Origin of the sequence: Paenibacillus sp. FSL H8-0283 (assembly GCF_045040675.1) — a bacterium.
In the GTDB taxonomy this organism is placed as follows: Bacteria; Bacillota; Bacilli; order Paenibacillales; family Paenibacillaceae; genus Paenibacillus; species Paenibacillus amylolyticus.
The window spans coordinates 3,296,885-3,318,763 of sequence record NZ_CP150295.1 but is presented as its reverse complement, the minus strand read 5'-3'; the positions used below and the strand labels follow the sequence as shown (position 1 = coordinate 3,318,763).

16 protein-coding genes are annotated in these 21,879 nt (G+C 43.8%); 5 read left to right on the top strand and 11 right to left on the bottom strand.

Translation table 11 applies throughout. The features are described from left to right. Positions 1-41: 41 nt before the first annotated feature. Together MHI52_RS14965 and MHI52_RS14960 are read right to left on the bottom strand one after the other, a co-directional pair. Entirely contained in the window at positions 42-914 is an 873-nt protein-coding gene (locus MHI52_RS14965; RefSeq protein WP_017688526.1) for a YitT family protein, read from the bottom strand. A gap of 90 nt (positions 915-1,004) precedes the next feature. Further along, positions 1,005-1,361 (bottom strand): MerR family transcriptional regulator, encoded by a 357-nt coding sequence (locus MHI52_RS14960; RefSeq protein ID WP_282321464.1) that lies wholly within the window; start codon positions 1,359-1,361, stop codon positions 1,005-1,007. 111 nt (positions 1,362-1,472) lie between these two features. On the opposite strand from MHI52_RS14960, the gene MHI52_RS14955 reads away from it, so the two are divergent. Beyond that, on the top strand, positions 1,473-2,246 hold the full coding sequence (locus tag MHI52_RS14955) for an SDR family oxidoreductase (RefSeq protein ID WP_282321465.1): 774 nt from the start codon (positions 1,473-1,475) through the stop codon (positions 2,244-2,246). 185 nt (positions 2,247-2,431) lie between these two features. Here MHI52_RS14955 and nspC read toward each other — a convergent pair whose 3' ends face one another. The 4 genes from nspC to MHI52_RS14935 all read right to left on the bottom strand — a co-directional run bounded on the left by nspC (position 2,432) and on the right by MHI52_RS14935 (position 8,107). Continuing rightward, positions 2,432-3,559 (bottom strand): carboxynorspermidine decarboxylase, encoded by a 1,128-nt coding sequence (gene nspC / locus MHI52_RS14950; RefSeq protein WP_339286849.1) that lies wholly within the window; start codon positions 3,557-3,559, stop codon positions 2,432-2,434. 1 nt (position 3,560) lies between these two features. Beyond that, a complete protein-coding gene (locus tag MHI52_RS14945) occupies positions 3,561-4,799 on the bottom strand; it encodes a saccharopine dehydrogenase family protein (RefSeq protein ID WP_036616010.1) in 1,239 nt (412 codons plus the stop codon). Between the two features lie 938 nt (positions 4,800-5,737). Further along, entirely contained in the window at positions 5,738-6,997 is a 1,260-nt protein-coding gene (locus MHI52_RS14940) for a cytochrome P450 (protein ID WP_282321467.1), read from the bottom strand. 216 nt (positions 6,998-7,213) lie between these two features. Next, positions 7,214-8,107: a TetR/AcrR family transcriptional regulator gene (locus MHI52_RS14935; protein WP_036616015.1), complete on the bottom strand. Its 894-nt coding sequence runs from the start codon at positions 8,105-8,107 to the stop codon at positions 7,214-7,216. Between the two features lie 236 nt (positions 8,108-8,343). On the opposite strand from MHI52_RS14935, the gene MHI52_RS14930 reads away from it, so the two are divergent. Next, the gene (locus MHI52_RS14930; protein ID WP_076253018.1) at positions 8,344-8,991 is read left to right on the top strand and encodes a TetR/AcrR family transcriptional regulator; all 648 of its coding nucleotides are present in this window, start codon (positions 8,344-8,346) and stop codon (positions 8,989-8,991) included. 19 nt (positions 8,992-9,010) lie between these two features. Continuing rightward, positions 9,011-11,335 carry an MMPL family transporter gene (locus MHI52_RS14925; protein WP_282321468.1) on the top strand — a complete coding sequence of 775 codons (2,325 nt, stop codon included), beginning with the start codon at positions 9,011-9,013 and terminating at the stop codon, positions 11,333-11,335. Between the two features lie 107 nt (positions 11,336-11,442). Here MHI52_RS14925 and MHI52_RS14920 read toward each other — a convergent pair whose 3' ends face one another. Next, positions 11,443-12,243: a gamma-glutamyl-gamma-aminobutyrate hydrolase family protein gene (locus MHI52_RS14920; protein ID WP_405159295.1), complete on the bottom strand. Its 801-nt coding sequence runs from the start codon at positions 12,241-12,243 to the stop codon at positions 11,443-11,445. 169 nt (positions 12,244-12,412) lie between these two features. After that, positions 12,413-13,612, bottom strand: coding sequence for an MFS transporter (locus MHI52_RS14915; RefSeq protein ID WP_405159294.1), 1,200 nt, complete (start codon positions 13,610-13,612; stop codon positions 12,413-12,415). A gap of 245 nt (positions 13,613-13,857) precedes the next feature. Here MHI52_RS14915 and MHI52_RS14910 point away from each other — a divergent pair, with 245 nt between their 5' ends. Beyond that, the gene (locus MHI52_RS14910) at positions 13,858-14,730 is read left to right on the top strand and encodes an AraC family transcriptional regulator (RefSeq protein WP_340029510.1); all 873 of its coding nucleotides are present in this window, start codon (positions 13,858-13,860) and stop codon (positions 14,728-14,730) included. Positions 14,731-14,824: 94 nt separating this feature from the next. On the opposite strand, the gene MHI52_RS14905 is transcribed toward MHI52_RS14910, so the two are convergent. The 3 genes from MHI52_RS14905 to MHI52_RS14895 all read right to left on the bottom strand — a co-directional run bounded on the left by MHI52_RS14905 (position 14,825) and on the right by MHI52_RS14895 (position 20,359). Then, on the bottom strand, positions 14,825-16,810 hold the full coding sequence (locus MHI52_RS14905) for a methyl-accepting chemotaxis protein (RefSeq protein ID WP_405159293.1): 1,986 nt from the start codon (positions 16,808-16,810) through the stop codon (positions 14,825-14,827). 242 nt (positions 16,811-17,052) lie between these two features. Further along, complete coding sequence (locus MHI52_RS14900) at positions 17,053-18,579, bottom strand: response regulator (protein WP_405159292.1); 1,527 nt, start codon at positions 18,577-18,579, stop codon at positions 17,053-17,055. Between the two features lie 16 nt (positions 18,580-18,595). Next, on the bottom strand, positions 18,596-20,359 hold the full coding sequence (locus MHI52_RS14895) for a sensor histidine kinase (protein WP_405159291.1): 1,764 nt from the start codon (positions 20,357-20,359) through the stop codon (positions 18,596-18,598). A gap of 206 nt (positions 20,360-20,565) precedes the next feature. Here MHI52_RS14895 and MHI52_RS14890 point away from each other — a divergent pair, with 206 nt between their 5' ends. After that, complete coding sequence (locus MHI52_RS14890) at positions 20,566-21,879, top strand: ABC transporter substrate-binding protein (RefSeq protein WP_076253011.1); 1,314 nt, start codon at positions 20,566-20,568, stop codon at positions 21,877-21,879.

The window sequence follows — 21,879 nt, the reverse complement described above, 5'->3', positions numbered from 1 at the left end:
TGGTTGACCAACTACGTATAAGTTAATTTTGTTTTTCGGAATCAGTGAATATCTTTCTTTTTGAAATTGCCGCCTCTCACTTCAGCTACATCGTATACGACTACAAAAGCAGTTGGGTCAATTTCGTGAATGATATCTTTAATTTTACTCTCTTCCATCCGGTTAATGACACAAGTAATTTCCTTGAATTGCTCATTAGAGTAACCACCGTAAGCCTCGGTATACGTTGCTCCACGGCCTAAGCGGTCCCGAATGGTTTCAACCATAATCTCAGGTTGATTCGTAATAATTTTAAACGTTTTGGAGCCGCTCAAGCCCTCTTCAACAATATGTATTACTTTAGAAGCAATAAAATACGCAAGTCCTGACAAGATCGCTCCTTGCAGACCAAACACGGTAGAAACGACAATAAATACAAACATGTTGAGGAACAGGATGAGATCACTGGTTCCAAAAGGTACTTTTCGCGAAAGGAGTACAGCCAGCATATCTATCCCATCCAATGCCCCGCCATTACGTAATGCAAGTCCCATACCAAAACCGATGATAATCCCGCCGACAACCGTAACAAGCAAGGTATCACCTTCAATGATGGTTGGTATATGGTGCATCAGACTGGTGCTGATTGCGAGTGAAGCAATACCGATGATCGAATATAACGCAAAGCTTTTTCCGATTTGCTTGTACCCGAGCCACACAAATGGAATGTTAATAATCCCGATGAGCATCCCCAGTGGTAATCCGAACAGCTGTGATCCTACGATACTCAGACCTGTGACACCACCATCTGAGACATTATTCGGGATCAATATGGCTTCCAGGCCATATGCCGTTATAAATCCCCCTATGATAATCAATAATACTTTGGAGAGGATCTTTAACTTGTTTGACTTTTGTTTTCTGTTTTGATGCATTGCATTTCCCCCTTGATGAACAACCGATAAAAAACAGTCTATAATAAAAATCACTGTTTTGGCAATAGATCGTCATTTGTGTGTGTTACTTCATAGTCCGATGAGCGTTCGATACGACGAAATTTTATGCTCAAGCATCTCATCTGCTGTGTTAAGTATGTGCATCTGTTTTTGAATCGACTCTTTATGCTCCTCCAGCAGCTTTAAACGATCCGCCGCCGTATGCTCCCCTTCCTGAAACAAGGACGCATATTTCTTAATAATAGCAATGGGCATTTGAGTCTCTTTTAATTTGATCACAAATTGCAGCCACTTCAGGTGTGACTCGTTGTATCGCCTGTCTCCACTGGCATCTCGGAGAGGAGTTACAATCTGTTCCTTCTCATAATAACGCAACGTATGTGCACTGATATGGAGTAATTCTGCCACTTCACCAATGGTATGCATGGTTAACCTCCCCTCCATTTTCCCGCTTGACTTAGAGTAAGCTCTAATCAGTATAATCAACTCGTGGTCACATCACAATAAAAAATGAAATCAGATCCAGGAGGAATTCCCATGAAATATACAGTGATTACCGGTGCCAGTTCAGGCATTGGATATGAAGCGGCTTTAGCTTTTGCAACTCGTGGCAAAAATATAATTCTGGCAGCGCGCAGAACCGATGAATTGAACAAGTTAAAAGCAAAAGTAGCTGAAATCAATCCTGCTCTGGATGTTGTCATTCGTACAGTGGATTTGTCCATTGCCGCTAATGTGCATGAATTCTATGAGAGTCTTCAGGCTTACTCCATTGAGACGTGGATTAACAACGCCGGATTCGGAAATTTTGCTTCCGTGGGCGAACAACATCTGCCCAAGATTGAACAGATGCTTCATCTAAATATAGAAGCTCTTACGATTCTTTCTTCCCTGTATGTACGTGATTATGCAGATGTTGATGGCACACAGATCATTAATATCTCCTCTGGTGGTGGATATACGATTGTAGCCGATGCAGTAACCTACTGCGCAACCAAGTTCTATGTAAGTGCCTTTACCGAAGGACTTGCGCAAGAGTTAAAAGGTAAGAACGCAGCGATGCAAGCCAAAGTTCTCGCACCGGCTGCAACCGAGACTGAGTTTGCGAAACATTCCTTTAATGTAGACGAGTTTGAATATGAAGGCAGAGTTCCCAAGTTCCATACGGCGGAACAAATGGCTGGATTTTTGCTAGAGTTGTATGACAGTGAAAGTGTAGTCGGCATTGTGGATGGGTTGACGTATGATTTTGAACTAAGAGAACCGATTTTTCCCTACGCTGCACGAGCAGCCTCTAAACCGAAAAATTAACCCGAAAACTGAAGTCGAAGCTAAGTCGGCTCAATACCGGTAAACATTCACCTAACCTCACTGATAAACATCATTAAATCTAATCGTTAAACATCAGTTAACGTTAAAAAGGGAACCTGTCTCCAGGTTCCCTTCTTTGTATTTATTTTCAATTCTATATTAATACTTACTATATAATGAAGTAATTATGCCAGCCTCATTTTGAAATCCTGATATCCGAATTCGCGAACAACTTCGCAATTGCCGTCTTTTCTTTTGACTGCAATCGCTGGAAGCGGCATGCCGTTGAACGTATTGGTTTTCACCATGGAGTAAATCGCCATGTCCTCGAATACCAGACGGTCGCCTTCTTGCAAAGGCTGGTCGAATGAATAATCCCCAATTACGTCACCAGATAGACAGGTTTGTCCACCTAAGCGATACAGATGAGCCTTCTCGCCCACTTCTCCCGAACCGATCAGCGGCGGGCGATATGGCATTTCCAGCACATCCGGCATATGGCATGTAGCTGAAGTATCCAGAATGGCAATGTCCATACCGTTTTTATGGAAGTCCAGCACAGAAGTCACCAGATAACCCGCATTCAGCGCAACAGCTTCTCCCGGCTCCAGATATACTTCCAGACCATAGTCGTTCTGCATACGTTTGATGCATGCTTCCAGTCTTGGAATATCATAATCTTCACGTGTGATATGGTGCCCACCGCCGAAGTTGATCCATTCCATTTGTGGCAACCATTGTCCGAACTTCTCGACCACTGCATTCAGCGTAGTCTCCAGATCATCGGAGTTTTGCTGACACAGTGTGTGGAAGTGAAGTCCGGAGACGCCTTCCAACAAGTCTGCATCGAAATCCTCCAGTTTCGCGCCAAAACGCGAACCTGGAGAACACGGATCGTAGATCTCATGTCCTTCTTGGGTGGAGCATTCAGGGTTGACGCGCAAGCCGACCTTACGGCCAGCTTGAAGCGCCTTATTCTTGAATTTTGCAAGCTGCGAAAATGAGTTGAAAATAATGTGGTCGCAGATGGAGATAATCTCGTCGATCTCTTCTGCGCGGTATGCTGGAGCAAAGACATGATTCTCTTTGCCCATTTCCTCATGGCCCAGACGCGCTTCATACAAACCGCTTGCCGTTGCACCGCTCAGGTATTCTCCAATCAGCGGATACATCGCAGTCATGGAGAATGCTTTTTGAGCCAGCACGATTTTGGCACCTGTACGCTGCATAACACCGTTCAGGATTTTCAGGTTTTTCTCAATAAGCGCCTCGTCAACAACAAAACATGGTGTCGGTAATTGCTCGAACCGCATTTTAGCGAACAAGCTCCGATTCTTTAACTTCTTCTGGCAGCTCATCAACGAGTACCGGGTTGAAGTCTTCTACCCATGGGAGACCCCATTTGTTCAACTCTTCCATGAATGGATCTGGGTTGAACTCTTCTACATTATACACGCCTGGTTTGTTCCATTTGCCTGTCATGACCATTGCTGCACCGATCATTGCTGGAACGCCTGTTGTGTAAGAGATCGCTTGGGAACCCACTTCTTTATAACATTCTTGGTGATCACAGATATTGTAAACATAATATGTTTTGTCTTTTCCGTCTTTTTTACCTTTGAAAATACAACCGATGTTTGTTTTACCTACAGTACGTGGTCCAAGGGATGCTGGATCAGGCAGTACTGCTTTCAGGAATTGCAGTGGAATAATTTGTTTACCTTCATATTCAATAGGCTCGATTGAAGTCATGCCTACATTTTCAAGAGCTTTCAAGTGAGTCAGGTAGCTTTGACCAAATGTCATGAAGAAACGGATACGTTTCAGACCTGGCATGTTTTTTGCCAAAGATTCCAGTTCCTCATGATACAACAGGTACATGTCTTTCTCGCCAACTTCTTTGAAGTCGTAGACACGTTTGATTTCCATCGGCTTCGTTTCGATCCATTCACCATTTTCCCAATATTTTCCGTTCGCAGATACTTCGCGAATGTTGATCTCAGGGTTGAAGTTGGTTGCGAACGGATAGCCATGGTCGCCGCCGTTGCAGTCCAGGATGTCGATGTACTCAATTTCGTCAAAGTAGTGCTTCAGGGCATAAGCGGAGAATACGCCAGTCACACCTGGGTCAAATCCACTACCGAGCAATGCAGTGATGCCTGCTTGTTCAAAACGCTCTTTGTAATCCCATTGCCAGCTGTATTCAAACTTCGCTGTATCATGTGGCTCATAGTTCGCTGTGTCCATGTAATTTGTTTTAGTTGCAAGACAAGCATCCATGATTGTCAGATCTTGATACGGCAAAGCAAGGTTCATAACGATATCCGGTTTAACTTCGTTGATCAGAGCGATCAGTTCGTCAACATTGTCAGCATCAACTTGTGCTGTTGTAATTTTTGTTTTTCCGCCGTCCAGCTTGGCTTTGAGTTCATCACATTTGGATTTTGTACGACTCGCGATGCAGATTTCCTCAAAAACTTCGCTGTTTTGAACGCATTTGTGTACTGCCACGGAAGCAACGCCGCCGGCGCCGATGATTAGTGCTTTTCCCATTTTACATTCTCCTATCCCAATATGTATTTTTTTAAATTGGTTTAATACGGTGACAACAAGACAACAAAAAAAGCAAGGTGAAAAATGCTCGCAATCGCGCATCATCACACTTGCTTATCGATATACATCATAAAAAAGACGTGAAGTCTCCATGACCAAAAAAGTTCACAAGAACTCCTTTGGCGGAAAGCTTCTTCATGTATATCAATATTGGATCAGAGTCTATATAGCAAATAATTCGCCTTTACCACTCTTATTGACCGTTTCACAAGTTGATGTGCAATTGCACTGGTTGTAAAGTAACCAACTTATAAAATTTGAGCTTTGAACTCAATCAATAAAGCAACATAAGTTGCCAATCGGCGTTTGACCCGGCTGTCCGTATGGCCTTAACTTCCTGGTGAAGTGGTCAAAATTATCTGCTGGAAAGCTCTAATTCATATTGATAAATTAACTTCCCAAAATCACAGGTCTTACACTATCAGACGTCGAAAAAAAAATCAAGCAATAATTTAAAATTAATTTTTTGATCTGATTACGCGTTGGAATGAAATTGATATCCTTCGAAAACTTTTAAGCCTTCTGTGTTAAGTAATTTCCCTGTTACTTCAGGCTTTTGAGGACTTTTGTCGAATACTTCTTCACACGAGATCATGATGTTGCCGCCAGCAATTTCCGCTAATTGATCATGGGCCGAATGGTTCGTTTCCTTCTTTGCGAGCTTGCAGAGCAATCTCAATGGCTTTATGCATGAATTGTTCATCTTTATTCATAAGGTTTACCTCCACCACAAAAATTATGTACCCCACTTTATCTTTTACATTAAGCAGTGTTCAATCCATTAATATGTTTCTTGTTCATTCCATTCTATCATCTATACAAATAAAGAGTATGACGAAAATTCGTCATACTCCAATGGGTTACACTAAGTTTATCTATTAAAATTTTACGGGCAATGTTGCCAATCCCTGGGATGACAAAGCAGAGTGCCAATGAATCTCTTCCTGAGGAATACTGAGCTGAATATCCGGTAGCCGACGTAAAAGCGTAGTAAACGCCACGTCCCCTTCTACACGAGCAAGCGGAGCGCCAAGACACATATGAATGCCGTGTCCAAAGGCCAAATGCCGTTTTATTTTGCGTTCGATATCCAACTCTTCGGGGTCAGTGAACTGCTGCTCGTCCCGATTCGCTGATTTCAGAAGGGGAATCACAACATCTCCCTTTTGAATCAATTGTCCATCCAGCTCCGTGTCCTGTGTTGCATAACGAGGACCTGAGGAAGTCGCGGGTCCGTTATATCGTAACAACTCCTCCACCGCAGAAGGAACCAGGTTCAGATCTTGTTTCAGTTGTTCCAGTTGTTCGGGATGGGTCAGAAGAAGATAAGAACCAGTTGCAATCAGATTGGAAGTAGTCTCATGTCCAGCAAATATCAATAACGTGATCATGGATATTAATTCATCTTCATTCAGTCGATCCCCCTCTTCCTCAATCGCAATCAATTGACTGATGAGGTCATCTGAAGGTTCTATTCGTTTGTTCGCCACAAGCTGTGAGGTGTACTCTGCGAATGATCGCAAGTGCTGCGCAACGGCAGGGTCCTGTTTACCAAAACCAAGACCTTTTGCAATGGCTTCAGACCATACATGGATCTGAGGTCGGTCTTCCTGAGGTATACCCAACATCTCGGAAATAACGTTGATTGGGAAAGGATAGGCATAGTCTTTTACAAGATCCATCTCTCCTTTTCCTTCGAATTGGTCAATCAACTCATCGGCAATTTCCTGGACGCGTGGACGCAGGCTTTCCATATATCTTGGCGTGAACGCTTTGGAAACCAGGCTACGCAGTCTTCGGTGATCCGGTTCATCAACAAAGAGCATCGACTTTCCGGTAAAAAAGGTCTGGGGTTCCGATGAACCAAGCTCACCTGAGAGATTCTTTCGAATATCATTGCCACTATCAATAGAGTTCATATCTACCGTAAATCGAGAGTGATCTTTCAGCACTTCCATGGCGACGTCCATCCGAGTTACAATCCAGGTTTGCCCTGCTCCACCCATTGGATTAGGAATAGGGACAACGGAACCTTTGGCACGCATCTGTGCAAACATGGCAAATGGATCTTTACTATTTTCTTCGCTAAACAAATTAAATTCTACTTTTTCTGATGTCTGGTTATTCGAGTTATTCATATAAATCTTCCTTTCGAAGTGAAGTTATTCAAATCTATGGAAATATATGTTCATTCCGATTATATACTACTCGTATAATTAATTTCAAATCTCATAGTTTGAACAGAAAAAAACAACTGTTATAACAACAAATTATCAATATACTAATAGTATATTAATAATAACCAGAGACATAAAAAAACAAAAAAAGAGGTCGGCTACGAGCCAACCCCCATATTAATTACGTTGCTTCACTAGTTCCAAATACCACCAACAGGCTTCGGTCAGTCTATTGGCTTCAGATTGAAACGCACTAGATTTGTACTCTTTGTGAAACGCTTGCAGCACCACTTCGATTACAGGAATATTTAAATCCTCTTGATCTTGTAATAGCGCTAAGAGCCCCTTCGAAAGTTGCTTGAATGATGCAGATTCCTTGGATTTTTGTACACGGTTGTTGAACTCATCAAATTCGATCAATATATTATCGATGTCCAGACCCATATCATGGTTACGCTCATCGGCATTCAGGAAATAGAGAGACTGAAAGTCGAAAATATGTTCATTTCTCTGATGCATTGTTCTTAGGATCACTTCAATGTACGTTAATACTTTGGGAACCACTTCGCTCCATACCGGTTTTTGCGTATTTAGACTTCTTGATGTGTTGGCAATCTGATGTAATATGCCGTAGCACAATATGGCCCCTTCGTTGGCATATAAGCTAATATCGTTCCCGTAAACCTGAATCAAGCGTGTGGACAGCCATTTTAGGTGAACTGTAGCCAGTTTGGCTGAGTTGATCTCCCCGGAATAAAAACCCGTCCAATATAATTCCCATACTCGCTCTTTATTAGGTACAGACATAGGAATCGCAATCTGATCTACGAGCAGGTCATAATCCGATGTATAGTGATTTTGTTCAAGCTCTTTACGAATGAAAACATCCTCTTGCATACGCTGATCAATAATAGAATATAAACAGTCTTCTTTGGAACTGAAGAATTTGTAGAATGTGCCTTTGGATACACCCGATTGATCCAAGATCATCTGGATTGTTGTATTTGCATAGCTGTGCTCTAAAAATAGTGCAAGTGCTGTTTCCAATAAACTTTGTTTACGACTACTCATATCTCGTTATCGCCCCAAGTTTTTCTATTGATTTTAACATTCATTCCTCAGGAGTTGAAGCATTGATTCGCAGTATAGCTGTCATATAAAATAATTGCACAATGAGTAAATTTGCACAATGGGCAACTTGTTTGTTATGATAAACCTCACAAAGTGCATATTAAGTAAGTGTGCTCTTCTTAAAAGATTTAAACCATAGTCATTGGTGTTGGAGGTGAACGCATAAGCGGAGAATAATGATCAAACGAAACTTGCGACATTTGAAGAAAGAAGCAACTGAAAAAGCACTTGCTAGTGCTGCATTTGAACTTACCCTTGAACATGGGCTTGATGGCTTTACGGTCGAAGATATCGTGCATCAGGTGGGTTGTTCCCGCAGAACATTTGCAAACTACTTCACATGTAAGGAAGAGGCAGTAGCCAGAGGCGCAATATCCGTTCAGAATACAACGGAACTCGAAGAGTTGCTTACCGAATTGCCCGACAACGTCTCCTTGCTTGACGTACTGTATAACCTGATCAAGATGCAGCTTACAACAGAACTAATAGGAAGACTTCATCAGCTACTATCGCTATCCCAGACCTATCCCGTGCTTGAACCGCATTACCTTGGAGCCATGCATCGGATGCAGACGCAGGCACAAGATACCTTATTAGACTTATCTAACGGGAAGTATGACGAGATCTATACTTATCTTTTGATCAACGCACTATATGGAACAATACTGCCATTAATTGATGGAAGACTCAATGTGTTACTGCCCGGACAAGTCATTACTGAAGATACCAAGCCCGGTGTTTTAACATTCGATCAATTTTTGGAAACCACGTTTAATCATTTACGGGCAGGATTTGAACATGCCAACCATCCACATTCATCATAGAGGAGTGTAAAATAGAGAAATGTCTACATTATTATACAGAGTGGGGAAAACCGCTTTTAGCAAACCTGCCTATTTCATCATTGGCTGGGTTTTAATTCTGGGAATTGTCATCTCCATGATCAGCATCAATGGTATTCACATCAGTTCCGAAATGAAGATTGAAGGCACAGAGTCACAGAAGGTTCTGGATCAATTGGCAAAAGAACTGCCTGCCGCCTCCGGCGGTCAAGGAAGTGTTGTCTTCAAAGCTCCAGACAACGAGCGTTTGGATACGCCTGAACGTTTGGCGGCCATGATGAAAGGTGTTAATGAAGTTTACGGATTAGACAAAGTCATTAACCCTGCGGACTATGCAGCTGAAGCGGGTAATTCGGGTGCTCAGGCGGAGATGGCTCAGAATGCTCAGGCTACTGATATGGCGCAATCCGCAACAACCACGCCTCCTCCCTATGGACCTTTGATGGTGGATGGTGTTCCTGTACCTGGAATGCTGATCTCTTCGGACGGCAGCATTGCACTGTTCCAGTTCCAATTTACAATTGAACAGTCTGCCATAACACAGGATGTATTTGATTCCGTTATTCAGTCCATTATGACGGTAGAGCAAGGAACCAATATTAAGGTGTTGCCGGGCGAAACGCTCAAAACGGTATCGATTGGAGTCGGCTCGGCAGAGATTGTTGGACTGGTCATTGCTGTCATTGTATTGCTGATCACCCTTGGCTCCGTTGTTGCAGCAGGTCTGCCTCTGATCACTGCACTCCTAGGAGTTGCCATTGGAGTTGGTGGTGCGTTCTCCATCTCCAAATTCATCGAAATGCCTAGTGTCACTTCCGTTCTAGCTCTAATGGTTGGATTGGCTGTTGGAATCGACTATGCGCTCTTCATTGTTAATCGCCAGCGTCGAATGATCATTGATCAAGGCTTGAGCGCAAAAGAAGCAACGGCCAGAGCCATTGGTACATCGGGTAGCGCAGTATTTTTTGCCGGATTAACCGTCATTATTGCACTGTGCGGTATGCTTGTCATCGGTCTTACATTCTTGTCTACGATGGCTTTGGTCGCAGCTGCCACCGTGCTCATCAACGTATTTGTTGCTTTAACCCTGTTGCCGGCTTTACTGGGATTGGTAGGAGAACGCATCTGTTCCGCCAAAGCTCGTGAGAAAAGCGCGAAACATCCTAAAGCCACTAACCACGGAGTCGCGAACAGATGGGTGAAATTCGTTATCAAAAATCGTTGGGCTACCATTATCGCCATCATCGTCATTCTTGGTTTTGCCGCGACACCTATCGCGAAAATGGAAATGGGTATCCCCGGAGCTTCCTCAGCGAATCTGGATACAACTGCAAGACAAAGCTACGATGCCATCTCCGAAGGTTTCGGAGAAGGATTCAACGGACCCCTTATTCTGGTCGCAGAGCCTAATCCGTCTTCCGCAAAAGTTACACCAGAACTCTTGGGTGGTCTGGTGATGGAACTCCAAGGTCAGAATAACGTTGCACAAGTCACACCGCTTGGTATGACAGAAGATTTAGCTATTTTCAGTCTCATTCCAAAAACGGGTCCAAACGATAATCTCACTAAAACACTGGTCACTGATCTACGCGCGGCTGATTCCCGCATCGCACAGACCTATGATGTGAAACTCGGAGTTACTGGACTCACAGCTGTTAACATCGATATGTCAGCCAAACTGGCGCAGGTGTTCCCTATCTATGTAGGCATCATCATCCTGTTGTCACTGATCATTCTGTTACTCGTATTCCGTTCGATCATCGTTCCCATCAAAGCAACAATTGGCTTCCTGCTTAGTATCCTGGCTACATTCGGGATCACCACTGCTGTATTCCAATGGGGCTGGCTGCACTCGCTCTTTGGTTTCGATACAGGTGGCCCGCTGCTGAGCTTTATGCCAATCATCGTGACAGGTATCCTGTATGGCCTTGCGATGGACTATCAAGTCTTCCTTGTGAGCTCCATGCGGGAATCCTATGTGCATGGTCATCGCGGGACCGAATCCGTTGTTCATGGGTACAATCAGGTAAGTCGCGTGGTTGTTGCCGCAGCAGTGATTATGGTCTCTGTATTTGCAGGATTTATATTCACTGACGATGTCATGATCAAGCAGATTGGTTTCACTTTGGCGGTAGGCATTCTGATTGATGCTTTTATCATCCGTATGGGCTTGGTCCCTGCCATCATGGCTATTTTCGGAGACAAAGCTTGGGCACTTCCAAAATGGCTGGATCGCATTCTACCAAACCTGGATGTTGAAGGCGAGAAGCTGATTGCTTCCCTGAATGCTGAAGAGCATGCCAACACGAAGTCTGGATCAAAATAATTCTGCCAATAGAACGGCGATACCATGATTACTATTACGACTAAATTCACCAATACAAAGACCTCCTCTGTTTTTATAAACAGGAGGTCTTTTTTCTTTTTCACATTTTATGCGGTGATGTCTTCAATATGGATAGTATAGCGTGGGGATTTAGCAGCATTAACAAACGCCGCAAATAACTTCTGACTGTAGTCATCTACTTTATAGCTGTACTCTGGATGCCACTGCACAGCCAAAACAAACGAGCGGTTTGGCATGACCACGGATTCAACGAGTCCATCTTCAGCGACGGCCACAGCAGTTAACTTATCCGATAACATTTTGATTCCCTGATGGTGGTAGCTGTTCACTTTTATCGTATCGGTTTGCAAAATATCGTATAGGATATTATTTTTCTCAATATGTACATCATGTACAAGATCCGTATACGGCGGACTTTGCTTATGATTAACGATCTTGTTCCCATGAAGTTGAAGGCTAGTGGGAATGTCTTGATATAAAGTTCCACCCAACATAACGTTAAATAGCTGCAGTCCACGGCATATGCCAAAGGTAGGTTTATCAAGCTCAATTACCTTTTGTAATAATATCGACTCCATCATATCGCGTTCAATACACGACTCTCCACAGGTAACCTCTGCATGCTCATGATACAGCTCAGGATTGAGATCATGTCCCCCGGTGAACAGGAACCCATCGAACTGATTAGCCAGCGTTGCTATGATCTCGATATCCGTTGTCAAAGGTAGCATAAGTGGAATCCCACCTGCTCCTTCTATGGCGTTCATATAATCTGGAAGCATCCAGTAACTTTTTTTGTCTGTATCATACAAAGGCAGAACACCGATCATCGGCTTTTTCATGGCATTACCTCCAAGCTTTTCATTCATTTTATCAGATCTCTTCATATATAAATTCACTGAATTATTGCATTATCCTACCTCTATCATCTACGAACCCGTTACATCCGGAATGCTGGAAAACTAAAAAACAAACAAAGCCGCTTAACAGCGACTTTGTTTGTAGTTCATATACCATATATATGCATTCATCCGTTTAGTCTAGACAGCATCTCATCTAAGCTGCTTTTACAATGGCTGCTTCGTCTGAATTCAACTGGATGGAACGCTGGCATATCAGGGTAACGACAAAAGCCAGCAAGGCAAGCATCACAGCAACTGGAGGCACCCACTGGAGACCACCCATATTAACGGCAATTCCCCCGACACCAGAGCCTAGCGCTATACCCACATTGGCCGCCACAGGCAGGAGTGTAGATGCAAATGCTTTGGACCCCGGCGCGATCGATCCTGACACATCAAACAAATATAACTGGGATGCCGCGCTCATGGAGGATGACAGACATCCAATCAGGAACAGAAACGCCAAGCCGAGCCACACATTAGAAACGGTAAAACTCATGCCAAGGAACAGGATGGCTTGGATGACGAAAAGCCGCTTGAGCTTGGGCAGGAAGTCACCCCTGGCTATTTTGGCACCAATCCAGTTACTCAGTATGCTGCAGGCGCCATAGATCAGGAGTATGGCACTAATCCATTGTACTGGCACACCCATCGTCTCACTCAGGAGTGGCGTAATGTACGTAAAAACGACGAAAATACAGCTGTTTCCCAGTACAGGGATCAGACAGGCCAGCAATATCCGTGGTTTTAAAAAGAGAGACATCTGATCACTGAACGAACCTGCAATCGTTGTTGTTTGGCGTGGCAGAATACGGAACATGAACACCAGCGGCACAACACCTATGCATGCTGTAACAACAAACGTCATGGACCAGCTTAGATGTTGTCCGATAAATGTACCGAGCGGAACACCTAGCACATTAGCGATTGAAAACCCGCCCAGAATCCAGGCGATAGCTTCCCCTCTTCGCTCCCGGTTCACTGCGTCGCTTACGATCGAGATCGAAAGCGATATCGTAAGTCCACAAGCAACGGCCGACACGATGCGAATGGCCATCAACGAATAAAACGTTGTTGAGAACACGGTTAATAGATTTAATGCTAACACGATTGCAAATCCAATCAATATGGAACTTCTTCTGGATATTTTGGCCAAGAAGGCTACGGCAAATGGTGTACCGACTGCGTATGCAATCGCAAAACCGGAGACAAGCATACCCGCGGCAGCAAGTGATATTTTCATATAACTTTCAATTTCCTTCAACACACCCACAATGACATACTCGGTTGTTCCCAGTACAAAGCTAACAAGCGTAAGCGTTAAAATAAGTAGGTTCTCTCTATTTCTAGTCATAAATCAATACTCACTAATCCTTTCTATTGTTGCAAGCGCTTCAATTCTGTCTACGATCATTAATTCATGTATTTTCTGCTTTCCCATCCCTTCACTTTCGATATATAGTACATTTTGGATAGTGAAATTGTACTGTCAGATATACCATGGCGACAATCAAGGTTGTTGTGGTTTTATTGCAAAACATTATATATGTTGTCATTTCAATACAGACTTTCATTACTGATTCTGAAGGGAAGACATAGATGAATACACACCACGAATTCGGCCAACGGCATCCAAATCGAGATTGCACCATTATTTATGTAGGAAAACTGGCCGACAATCCCCATTGGAGTTTTCCGACGCATAAACATGACGATCTGCATGAGATTATCTACGTAACTGAAGGCAAAGGATTGTTCACCATTGACGGTACCAAACACTGGGCCCAAAAAGGGGACATGCTCATTTATAACAAGGGTACTCTTCACGAGGAGAAGTCCAATCCTGAATTCCCGTTATCCACCTTTTATTGCGGCTTTCGTTTTGCAGAAGGCACCCAGACCCTTGAGGATTGGGTCATCCCTCCCTCTAACAATCCGATCATTCGAGCCAACCGATATTCCGATGAGCTCCATTCGTTAATGCAGACTCTCTTCAATGAATTTTCAATCCGGGAACATGGATACGAGTCGATCTCTGGGCATGTCCTGAAAGCAATACTTCTGATCATCGATCGGCAGTCCCGTCAACAGCTTCCTAGTGGGGAGAGCGTTGGGAGCAACACCCTTGCTGAGAGCATTAAAGACTATTTGGATACCAACTATCGGCAGAACATTAAACTCAAAGAATTGGCAGATCAATTTCATATCGATTTTTATTACTTAATTCATATGTATAAAAATCACTTTGGCACTTCTCCTTATCATTACCTGATTCAACGAAGAATGGGTGAAGCCACCCGATTATTAGTCTCAACCAACAAAAAAATATGGGAAATCGCCAAACTGGTCGGTTACGATAACCCCAATTACTTTACGATTTTATTTACCAAAACGGTTGGTGAATCACCACGAAGTTTCCGAAAAAAGAATCAAAAGGATATGTTCGGGGATGAGGTGTCACATTCTTACTAATCTTACTACATGCAAAAAGGCGCTCCATTGGGGGAGCGCCTGGTGCTTTACATATCTCTTTACATATTTCTTTACACATTTACTTACTTCTACTCTAAAGCTTAAAGCGGCGAACCAATTCTTGCATGTTCTCAGCTGTTTTGGAGAGCTGTGCAGATGATGCCGATATCTCCTGCATCGCCGCCATTTGTTCTTGGGCTGCTGCTGAAGTTGTCTGAGCACTATCAGCCGACACTTTAGAGATATGACTCATCGCGGCAACGGTAGCCGAGACTTCTTCCGTACTGGCTGACAACTGTTCTGAGACAGCGGAAATATCCTGAATTTGATCCACGATATGCGTTGTATATTGTTCAATGTTCGATATGGTTGCAGAAGCTTCTTGGCTGATCCGCATTCCTTCACCGACTTGATTACGAACTTTATCATTCATAAGAGACGTGGATTTGGCAATCAGATCGAGCATTTTACCAATGGTAGCGCCAATGTCGTCCGCACTTTGTTTGGATTGCATCGATAACGTGCGCACCTCACCAGCAACGACAGCAAAACCTTTTCCGTGTTCTCCTGCTCTTGATGCCTCAATAGAGGCATTCAGTGACAGAAGATTGGTTTGCCGAGAGATATCCGCAATCGCTTCATTCATTCGATTAGCTTCGGTGGAGAGACTGGACAGCTCATTAATCAATGCCGAGGTTTCTTCAACAGCTCCGAGAATGTGTTCCATTTGTTCTCCGACCTGGTTTATCGTTTTCCCACCGTTAGCAACAGCGCGCTCCGTCTCTTCAGCCGAATCCACAATCGCACTCGCAGATTCTGCAATTGTACTGATGCCTCTCGCCATCTCTTCTACGGCATTCGCGGTTTGTTCCGAATTCTCCGCCCCAACGATAGCTGATTCCGCAGTCTGTTGCATGGTTTCAGCCACATGTTGAACCGATTGGGTGGTTTGTTCTGTACTTTCCTGAATCATCTGGGAAGAGTGACTTAACAACGATGACGTCTGGTGAAGTTCAGCAACCACTGATTGAAGGGAGATGGTCATTTGGTCAAAATCATTTGCCAATATACCAAATTCGTTTTCGGTTTTAAGATTCACTCGTTCCGACAGATTCCCTTCGCTTACACTACGGGTGGCCTTTCGCAGGTTTTGCATAGGTACGATAAAAGATCTCAGAATGAAGAAAATAATTACACTGGCAATCAATACAGATACAGCAATGACCGTTAGACTCGACACCATAATGGGTTTCGCTGCGGCGATAAAATCTTCATGGCCCATCAAAGCAATGACATTCCATCCCGTCAAAGCATTAACACCGTTATATACCTCCAGATCATACGCCAGATCCGTTCTAACAAATTGGGAAAATGCCATCGGTTCATCGGAACTTGAAGCCGTATTTGGATGGACTGGAATTCCCTCGATGAGTGCTCCACCGAGCTCTCCTCCCCCACCTTTTACAATGGCACCGGACCAAGCCGCGATGGTTCGATTGGAGTCCACCACAATCAGACTTCCATTACCTCCGACATCCACAATCGATATTTCATTTGCTAATCGCTCCAGATCAAGTTTAATACTTGCTACACCTTGTTCATTTGACAGAGCTTTTGAAATCTCTACATAAATCTTCCCGGATACCGGATCTTTCATAATACTCGAAAAATAGAGTGATCCATTGTTACTTGTACCATTGGTGTACCATTCTGTGCTGCGTGGATCGTATGTTGCATCCACAATTGCGGGAGAAGAAATAACACTGCCTTGGTCATTGCCCACGGTTATGGCAAGAATATCAGGATATGTATCAGCTAACTGGTCGATTCCTACTTGTAGTGCTTCGTTGTTCGCCTGACTGGGGTCGGAGCCATACATACTGTCTATATAACTCAATAATGCTGCTTTTTCCCCTACCAGATTGTTAATATGCTGTCCGGTCATCGTTAATATGGTATTGATGGGCTCTGTCATTTTTTGTTGTACTTGATCTTTGGCACTATGATACGAGAAATATCCGATAAGTGCAGTGGGGATAATAAGCACCGCAAGGAAAGCTGCAATGAGTCGAGTGCTCATTAATCGTAAACTGGCTCCTCCTTTCTTATAAAATGACCTTTTTTTCTTTTTCTTTTCCAAAGTGAATCTTCCTCTCTTTATCCATTTTTGGTAAAACCAATCGGCAAGTAAACGCAAAAAAACCCATATATATGCATACCCAAAGAAACTTTGAGCATGTATATACATAGGTATTGCCTGAATGAATTCAGTAACAAGCCGTATTTGTTAGTATTATAGCATAAGTAAAAAGGGTTTGTTAACTATGATTGGGTCTTTATACCAGACATCTGTTGTTTATAATCCGTAGGATTTAGCCCCGTATACTCTTTGAACACCTTCGAGAAATAGTGCTGATCGCTAAACGACAGCAAATCGGAAACTTCCTTAAACTTCATGTCGGGTTGACTTTCCATCAGTCTGCATGCCTCCTGAATGCGAAGCCGGGTGTAATACTGGACAAACGTAATTTGTGTTGCATTTTTGATCACTCTGCTGACGTACGACGGGCTAACGTGAAACTTCATGGCAATGTCGTTGATAGATAATTGAGAGTATTTATTTAGTTTTACGTAATCGTCAATCTGTTCGAACAGGATCGCCTTGCTTTTTCGAACGTGGGATTGCAGCATATCGAAGCACTGTCCCGTCCATTCCGCCAGTTCCCGGCAAAAATCGGCATAGGACTGTGCCTGGGCGAATTGTCTTGACCGAAGCTCCAGACCCAATCTCATGCCCGACCCCTGTTCCTCGTACAGATGAGCAAACGTGTCTACAATCAATCCAATAAACCGCTCCACCTCGCTCATATGTACATTTTCCTCTGCCCATCGATTCAACAATTCGGATAACTTAAAAGCAAACCGTTCTTTCTGCCGAGCCTGTATCATCTGTACAAAAGCTGATTCCTGCACCGGATCCAGACAGCCTGTCTCAGATCTGGCCATCGACACCGGATTCCCGGTATCCAACACTATTCCTTGTTTCAACCGTTGCTGCTCAGACAAAATGGACGACATGCGGTGATAGAGCTCCGGCAGATTACCAGACTCAGCGAATAGAAGTTGTCCTCCAATGATTGCATCGATGTCATGCGCAACCAAATGCCGTCGCATCGATTCAAGACATTCATGTACGGAAGAGTAAACCTCAAGTGCACTCTTGTTGACAAAAGCGATAAATTGATATGAAGTTTGACTGGTGTAAACACGACAAGGATGGAATGCAAAAAAATCCTGCACTAAACCCTCAAGTTCCACCTGCACCCATCGTTCATGCCCTGCGGTAAAAGGCTGTTTGCTCATAATGATCATCATCTGGCTGAATAAAGGCGGAAACTCCTCCCCTTGTTTCGACGTAATCTCACATTGGGGATGAATGATTTCCTGCAAATCCAGCAGTTCCTTGGACATCTGTTGATCAAGTTGGTCAATTACCCGACCCATGACTTCTTCAAGCGCCTCTCGCTCGACGGGTTTTAACAAATAGTCAAACACTTGCAGGTTCAATGCTTTTCTTGTGTATTCAAAATCGCTATAACCGCTAATCAAGATGACCTTCAGATCCGGGTTGGCAATTTTGGCTTGCTCGATCAAGGACAGTCCATCCATTTTTGGCATTCGTATATCTGTCAACAGCAGATCAATCGGTTCCTGCTTTAACGCTGCCAAGGCTTCCTCGCCATTCGTTGCCGTAGCCGCTACACGAATCGGGAAGCTCAGCGTTTCCAAGAGCATTTTAATATTACGTAATATCGGTTTGCTATCCTCAACGATCATAACGTTATACATCGCCTATACCCCCTTGCTAGTAAAAATCTCTCGTCAGTGAGCCGATGATTTGAATCGTTGCTCCATGTTGCTCTTCCGCATGATTGTTAAATATATTAATAAAAAGCCGGTTGTTATACATTAGTTTGAGTCGATTGACACTATTGATAATCCCCATGTTACCAAGGGCTGTTCCACGATCAGCAGTCTGGTTCATTCCGGAACCCGATGCCTGAATATTGGCTAAAATCTCCTGGATCTTATCCGGTGAAAAGCCCTCTCCGTTATCTTTGATCTCCAAAGCCCATAATCCGTTATATTGTTTCACGGTAATCTGGATACGCCAAGGCGGCGCGGTGTTGGCAAAGGCATGTTCAATGCAGTTTTCCACAAACGGCTGAATGACCAACCGTGGCAATCGGATTTCGTTCGCCAGCTCGTCTGCACAGATGTCCCACTCCAGATCCTCTTCGTACTTTTGTTGTACAAGGGACAGATAATGTCTCGTATGTTGAAGCTCCTCAGCCAAAGTCACATGCGCGTATGGTGAAGAGACAATATAACGCAGACTGTCTGAAAGATGTTTGCACATATCCGATACAACTTTGGTCTTCCCCTCTTGGGCGGCAATACTGATCAGGTATAAGACATTATGAATAAAATGAGGTGCAATCTGGGCTTGCAGCGCCGAATTACGCGCCTTTACTTCTTCATGAAGCGCCGATTTTTCCCGGTCAATGGATTGCTGCAGCCTCTCCATCAGATCCTGAAAGGCTTCGTTAAGTAATAAGAGATCGTTATTCTTCGGCGTTTCATCCACTTTCAGATTCATATTGCTGTAGTTCATGCGCCAGATCTGACCGCGTAGCTTGCGGATAGGCAGCAGCAGGTTACGTGTCGACAGGAAGATATACACAAATGAAACCAGCATCAGTGCTGTAATCAGCAGAATGGACATCGTCTGAACCGAATGGATCGAGCCTAGAACAGATTTTTTGGGCGTTATGATATACGTGATCCAGCCTGTACTGGGTGAAGTGGAATGCGTGATATAATTGTCGTTTTTGTCCACATCCAGTCCCTCGTCTGATGCAGGCTTTGTCCAATTGGTAAATGTCACACCCGCTTCCGAACCTGTCATCTGCTCGCCTTGTTCATTCAGAATATAGACTTCGCCAGCGGTAATACCCTCTGTTAGGTTCTGTATATAGGCCTGTTCCATCTGGATGCTAAGATAACCGTACACCTTGCCGTTCTGATCATTGATCGTGCGCACAAATGAGATCGTATCGTCTTGACGCAGCAGAACAAAACCACTTTCCGTCCAATCTCGTCCGACCTGACTACTCTCCATCATGGTGTTCAGGATTGCGGGAGGATTACCCGAACCCAGATATGATGTCAGGAGAACCCCGTGATTGTCGTAGATGGACATGTCCTTGATATTCATGCTCGGCCCGATGGCCTGAAACATGATGTCTTTGATGATCCGAATTTGCTTCAGTCTTTCATAGTTACTATGAGCTGAGGAGCTCTTGTCCATGGCTGCAAATATATTTTTGCTGGATAATATTCGCTGCGACATCTGGTTCTGTTGTTCTACGTATAGATCAACTTGCTCTCTTACCTTCGTAGCTGTAACGAGCGTATCCTGCTCTGTTTTCAGTTTGAGCGGGCGGACAACGATCACATTCACATAAACGATAAAACAGCCAAGCACAAACAAAAGCAGAGCCAGAAATGTCAAAAACACCTTTGTCTGCAAACTGAATTGAGTTGCTTTATGTATGAGCTTTGCCATTCTCAGAGATGCCCTCCTGTTCTGACATGATGTGAAATCCCTTATATTCATGTCTACTCTATCACGGTATTTCATGAAATGATAGCGATTTCAAGTTCAGGATTTTACACATCAACGTTCAAGCACAGACATGTACCGGGGCGAGAAAAGAATCTATAATCGGACTTGTAAACGGATTCACTACACGTTTCAGAGGGGGATTTGCATTGAAAACAATAAAAAGAAAAAAGGTGTTTTCCATTATTCTGGCCAGTTTATTATCGGTCTCATTAACGGCTTGTGGATCAGGAGGTACGGATTCCGGCACAGCTGCTGGCGGGGACAGCAAGAGTGGCAAAGTCACATTGGAGCTGGCAATCTCTAAAAGTTCTCAGGACTCTGCTTTCATCCAGCAGGACATTCTCGATGCATTCGAAAAACAAACGAACATTCGTGTCAATTTGCAGCTGATTCCAGCGGAACAAACGACAACTGTACTGCAAACCAAACTGGCTGTAGATGAAACGCCTGACATTATTCAGTACAATCTGGCGAGCGCAGTCACAGACCTGAACCTTGAACGTAACTTCGAGATTCTGGATAACGAGCCTTGGGCAAGCAGAATTGTGAACAAAGACGTCCTCTCTTCTGGTGGTCATCTCTACAGCTTCCATGTCAGCCAAGATACGGGGATGCAAGGGGTCGTTTATAACAAACAAATCTTTGAAGAACTCGGGTTGTCGCTTCCAACCAACTACGAAGAATTCCTGGCGATCTGTGAAAAAATCAAAGCGAGTGGCATTACACCTGTATTCATGCCTTACAAAGATGCCTGGGCTGCCAACATCTGGCCTGCTGCAGCTTTTGCCGATTTTGTAGCCAAAAATGAACCGACTTTTTTTGATGAGTTGAACAGCAACAAGAAAAAATGGTCTGATATCCCGGAATTCAAAACATTCCTGGAACAACAATATGAGATTTACACTAAAGGTTACACCAACACGGATGTGCTTAGCGACAGCTATGACATGGCCGTAGGTAAATTCCTGAACAAGGAAGTTGCCATGATGTTTATGGGCGATTGGTTAATTGAAGGCGTGGCCGAGCAAGATCCAAATATGGAACTGGGCGTATTCCCGATTCCATCGTCAGACAATGCCAGTCTGGGTGCAAGTCCACTCGGCGGACAACTGTTCATTCCGAAGAAATCCAAACATTTGGAAGAAGCTAAACAATTCTTGGACTACATCGCCTCCAAGGAAGTTGCACAACAGATCGTGGACTCCAAAGGGTACGTATCCAATTTCAGTGACGTCACCACACCAGAATTGCCGGCTTACAAACAGGATATTGTAGATAATTATATTACGCCGAAGAAAACTGTGCTGACAACGGATGCATACATGCTGGTTGATCGCAGCGAACTGTATCGGTTGTTACAGGATCAATTCGCGGGTGGTTTGTCACCGGAAGAAGTACTGAAATCCTGGGATGAGAAGTTCAGTCAGCTGATGCAGGATAAAGGTGTAGAAGGTTTCTAA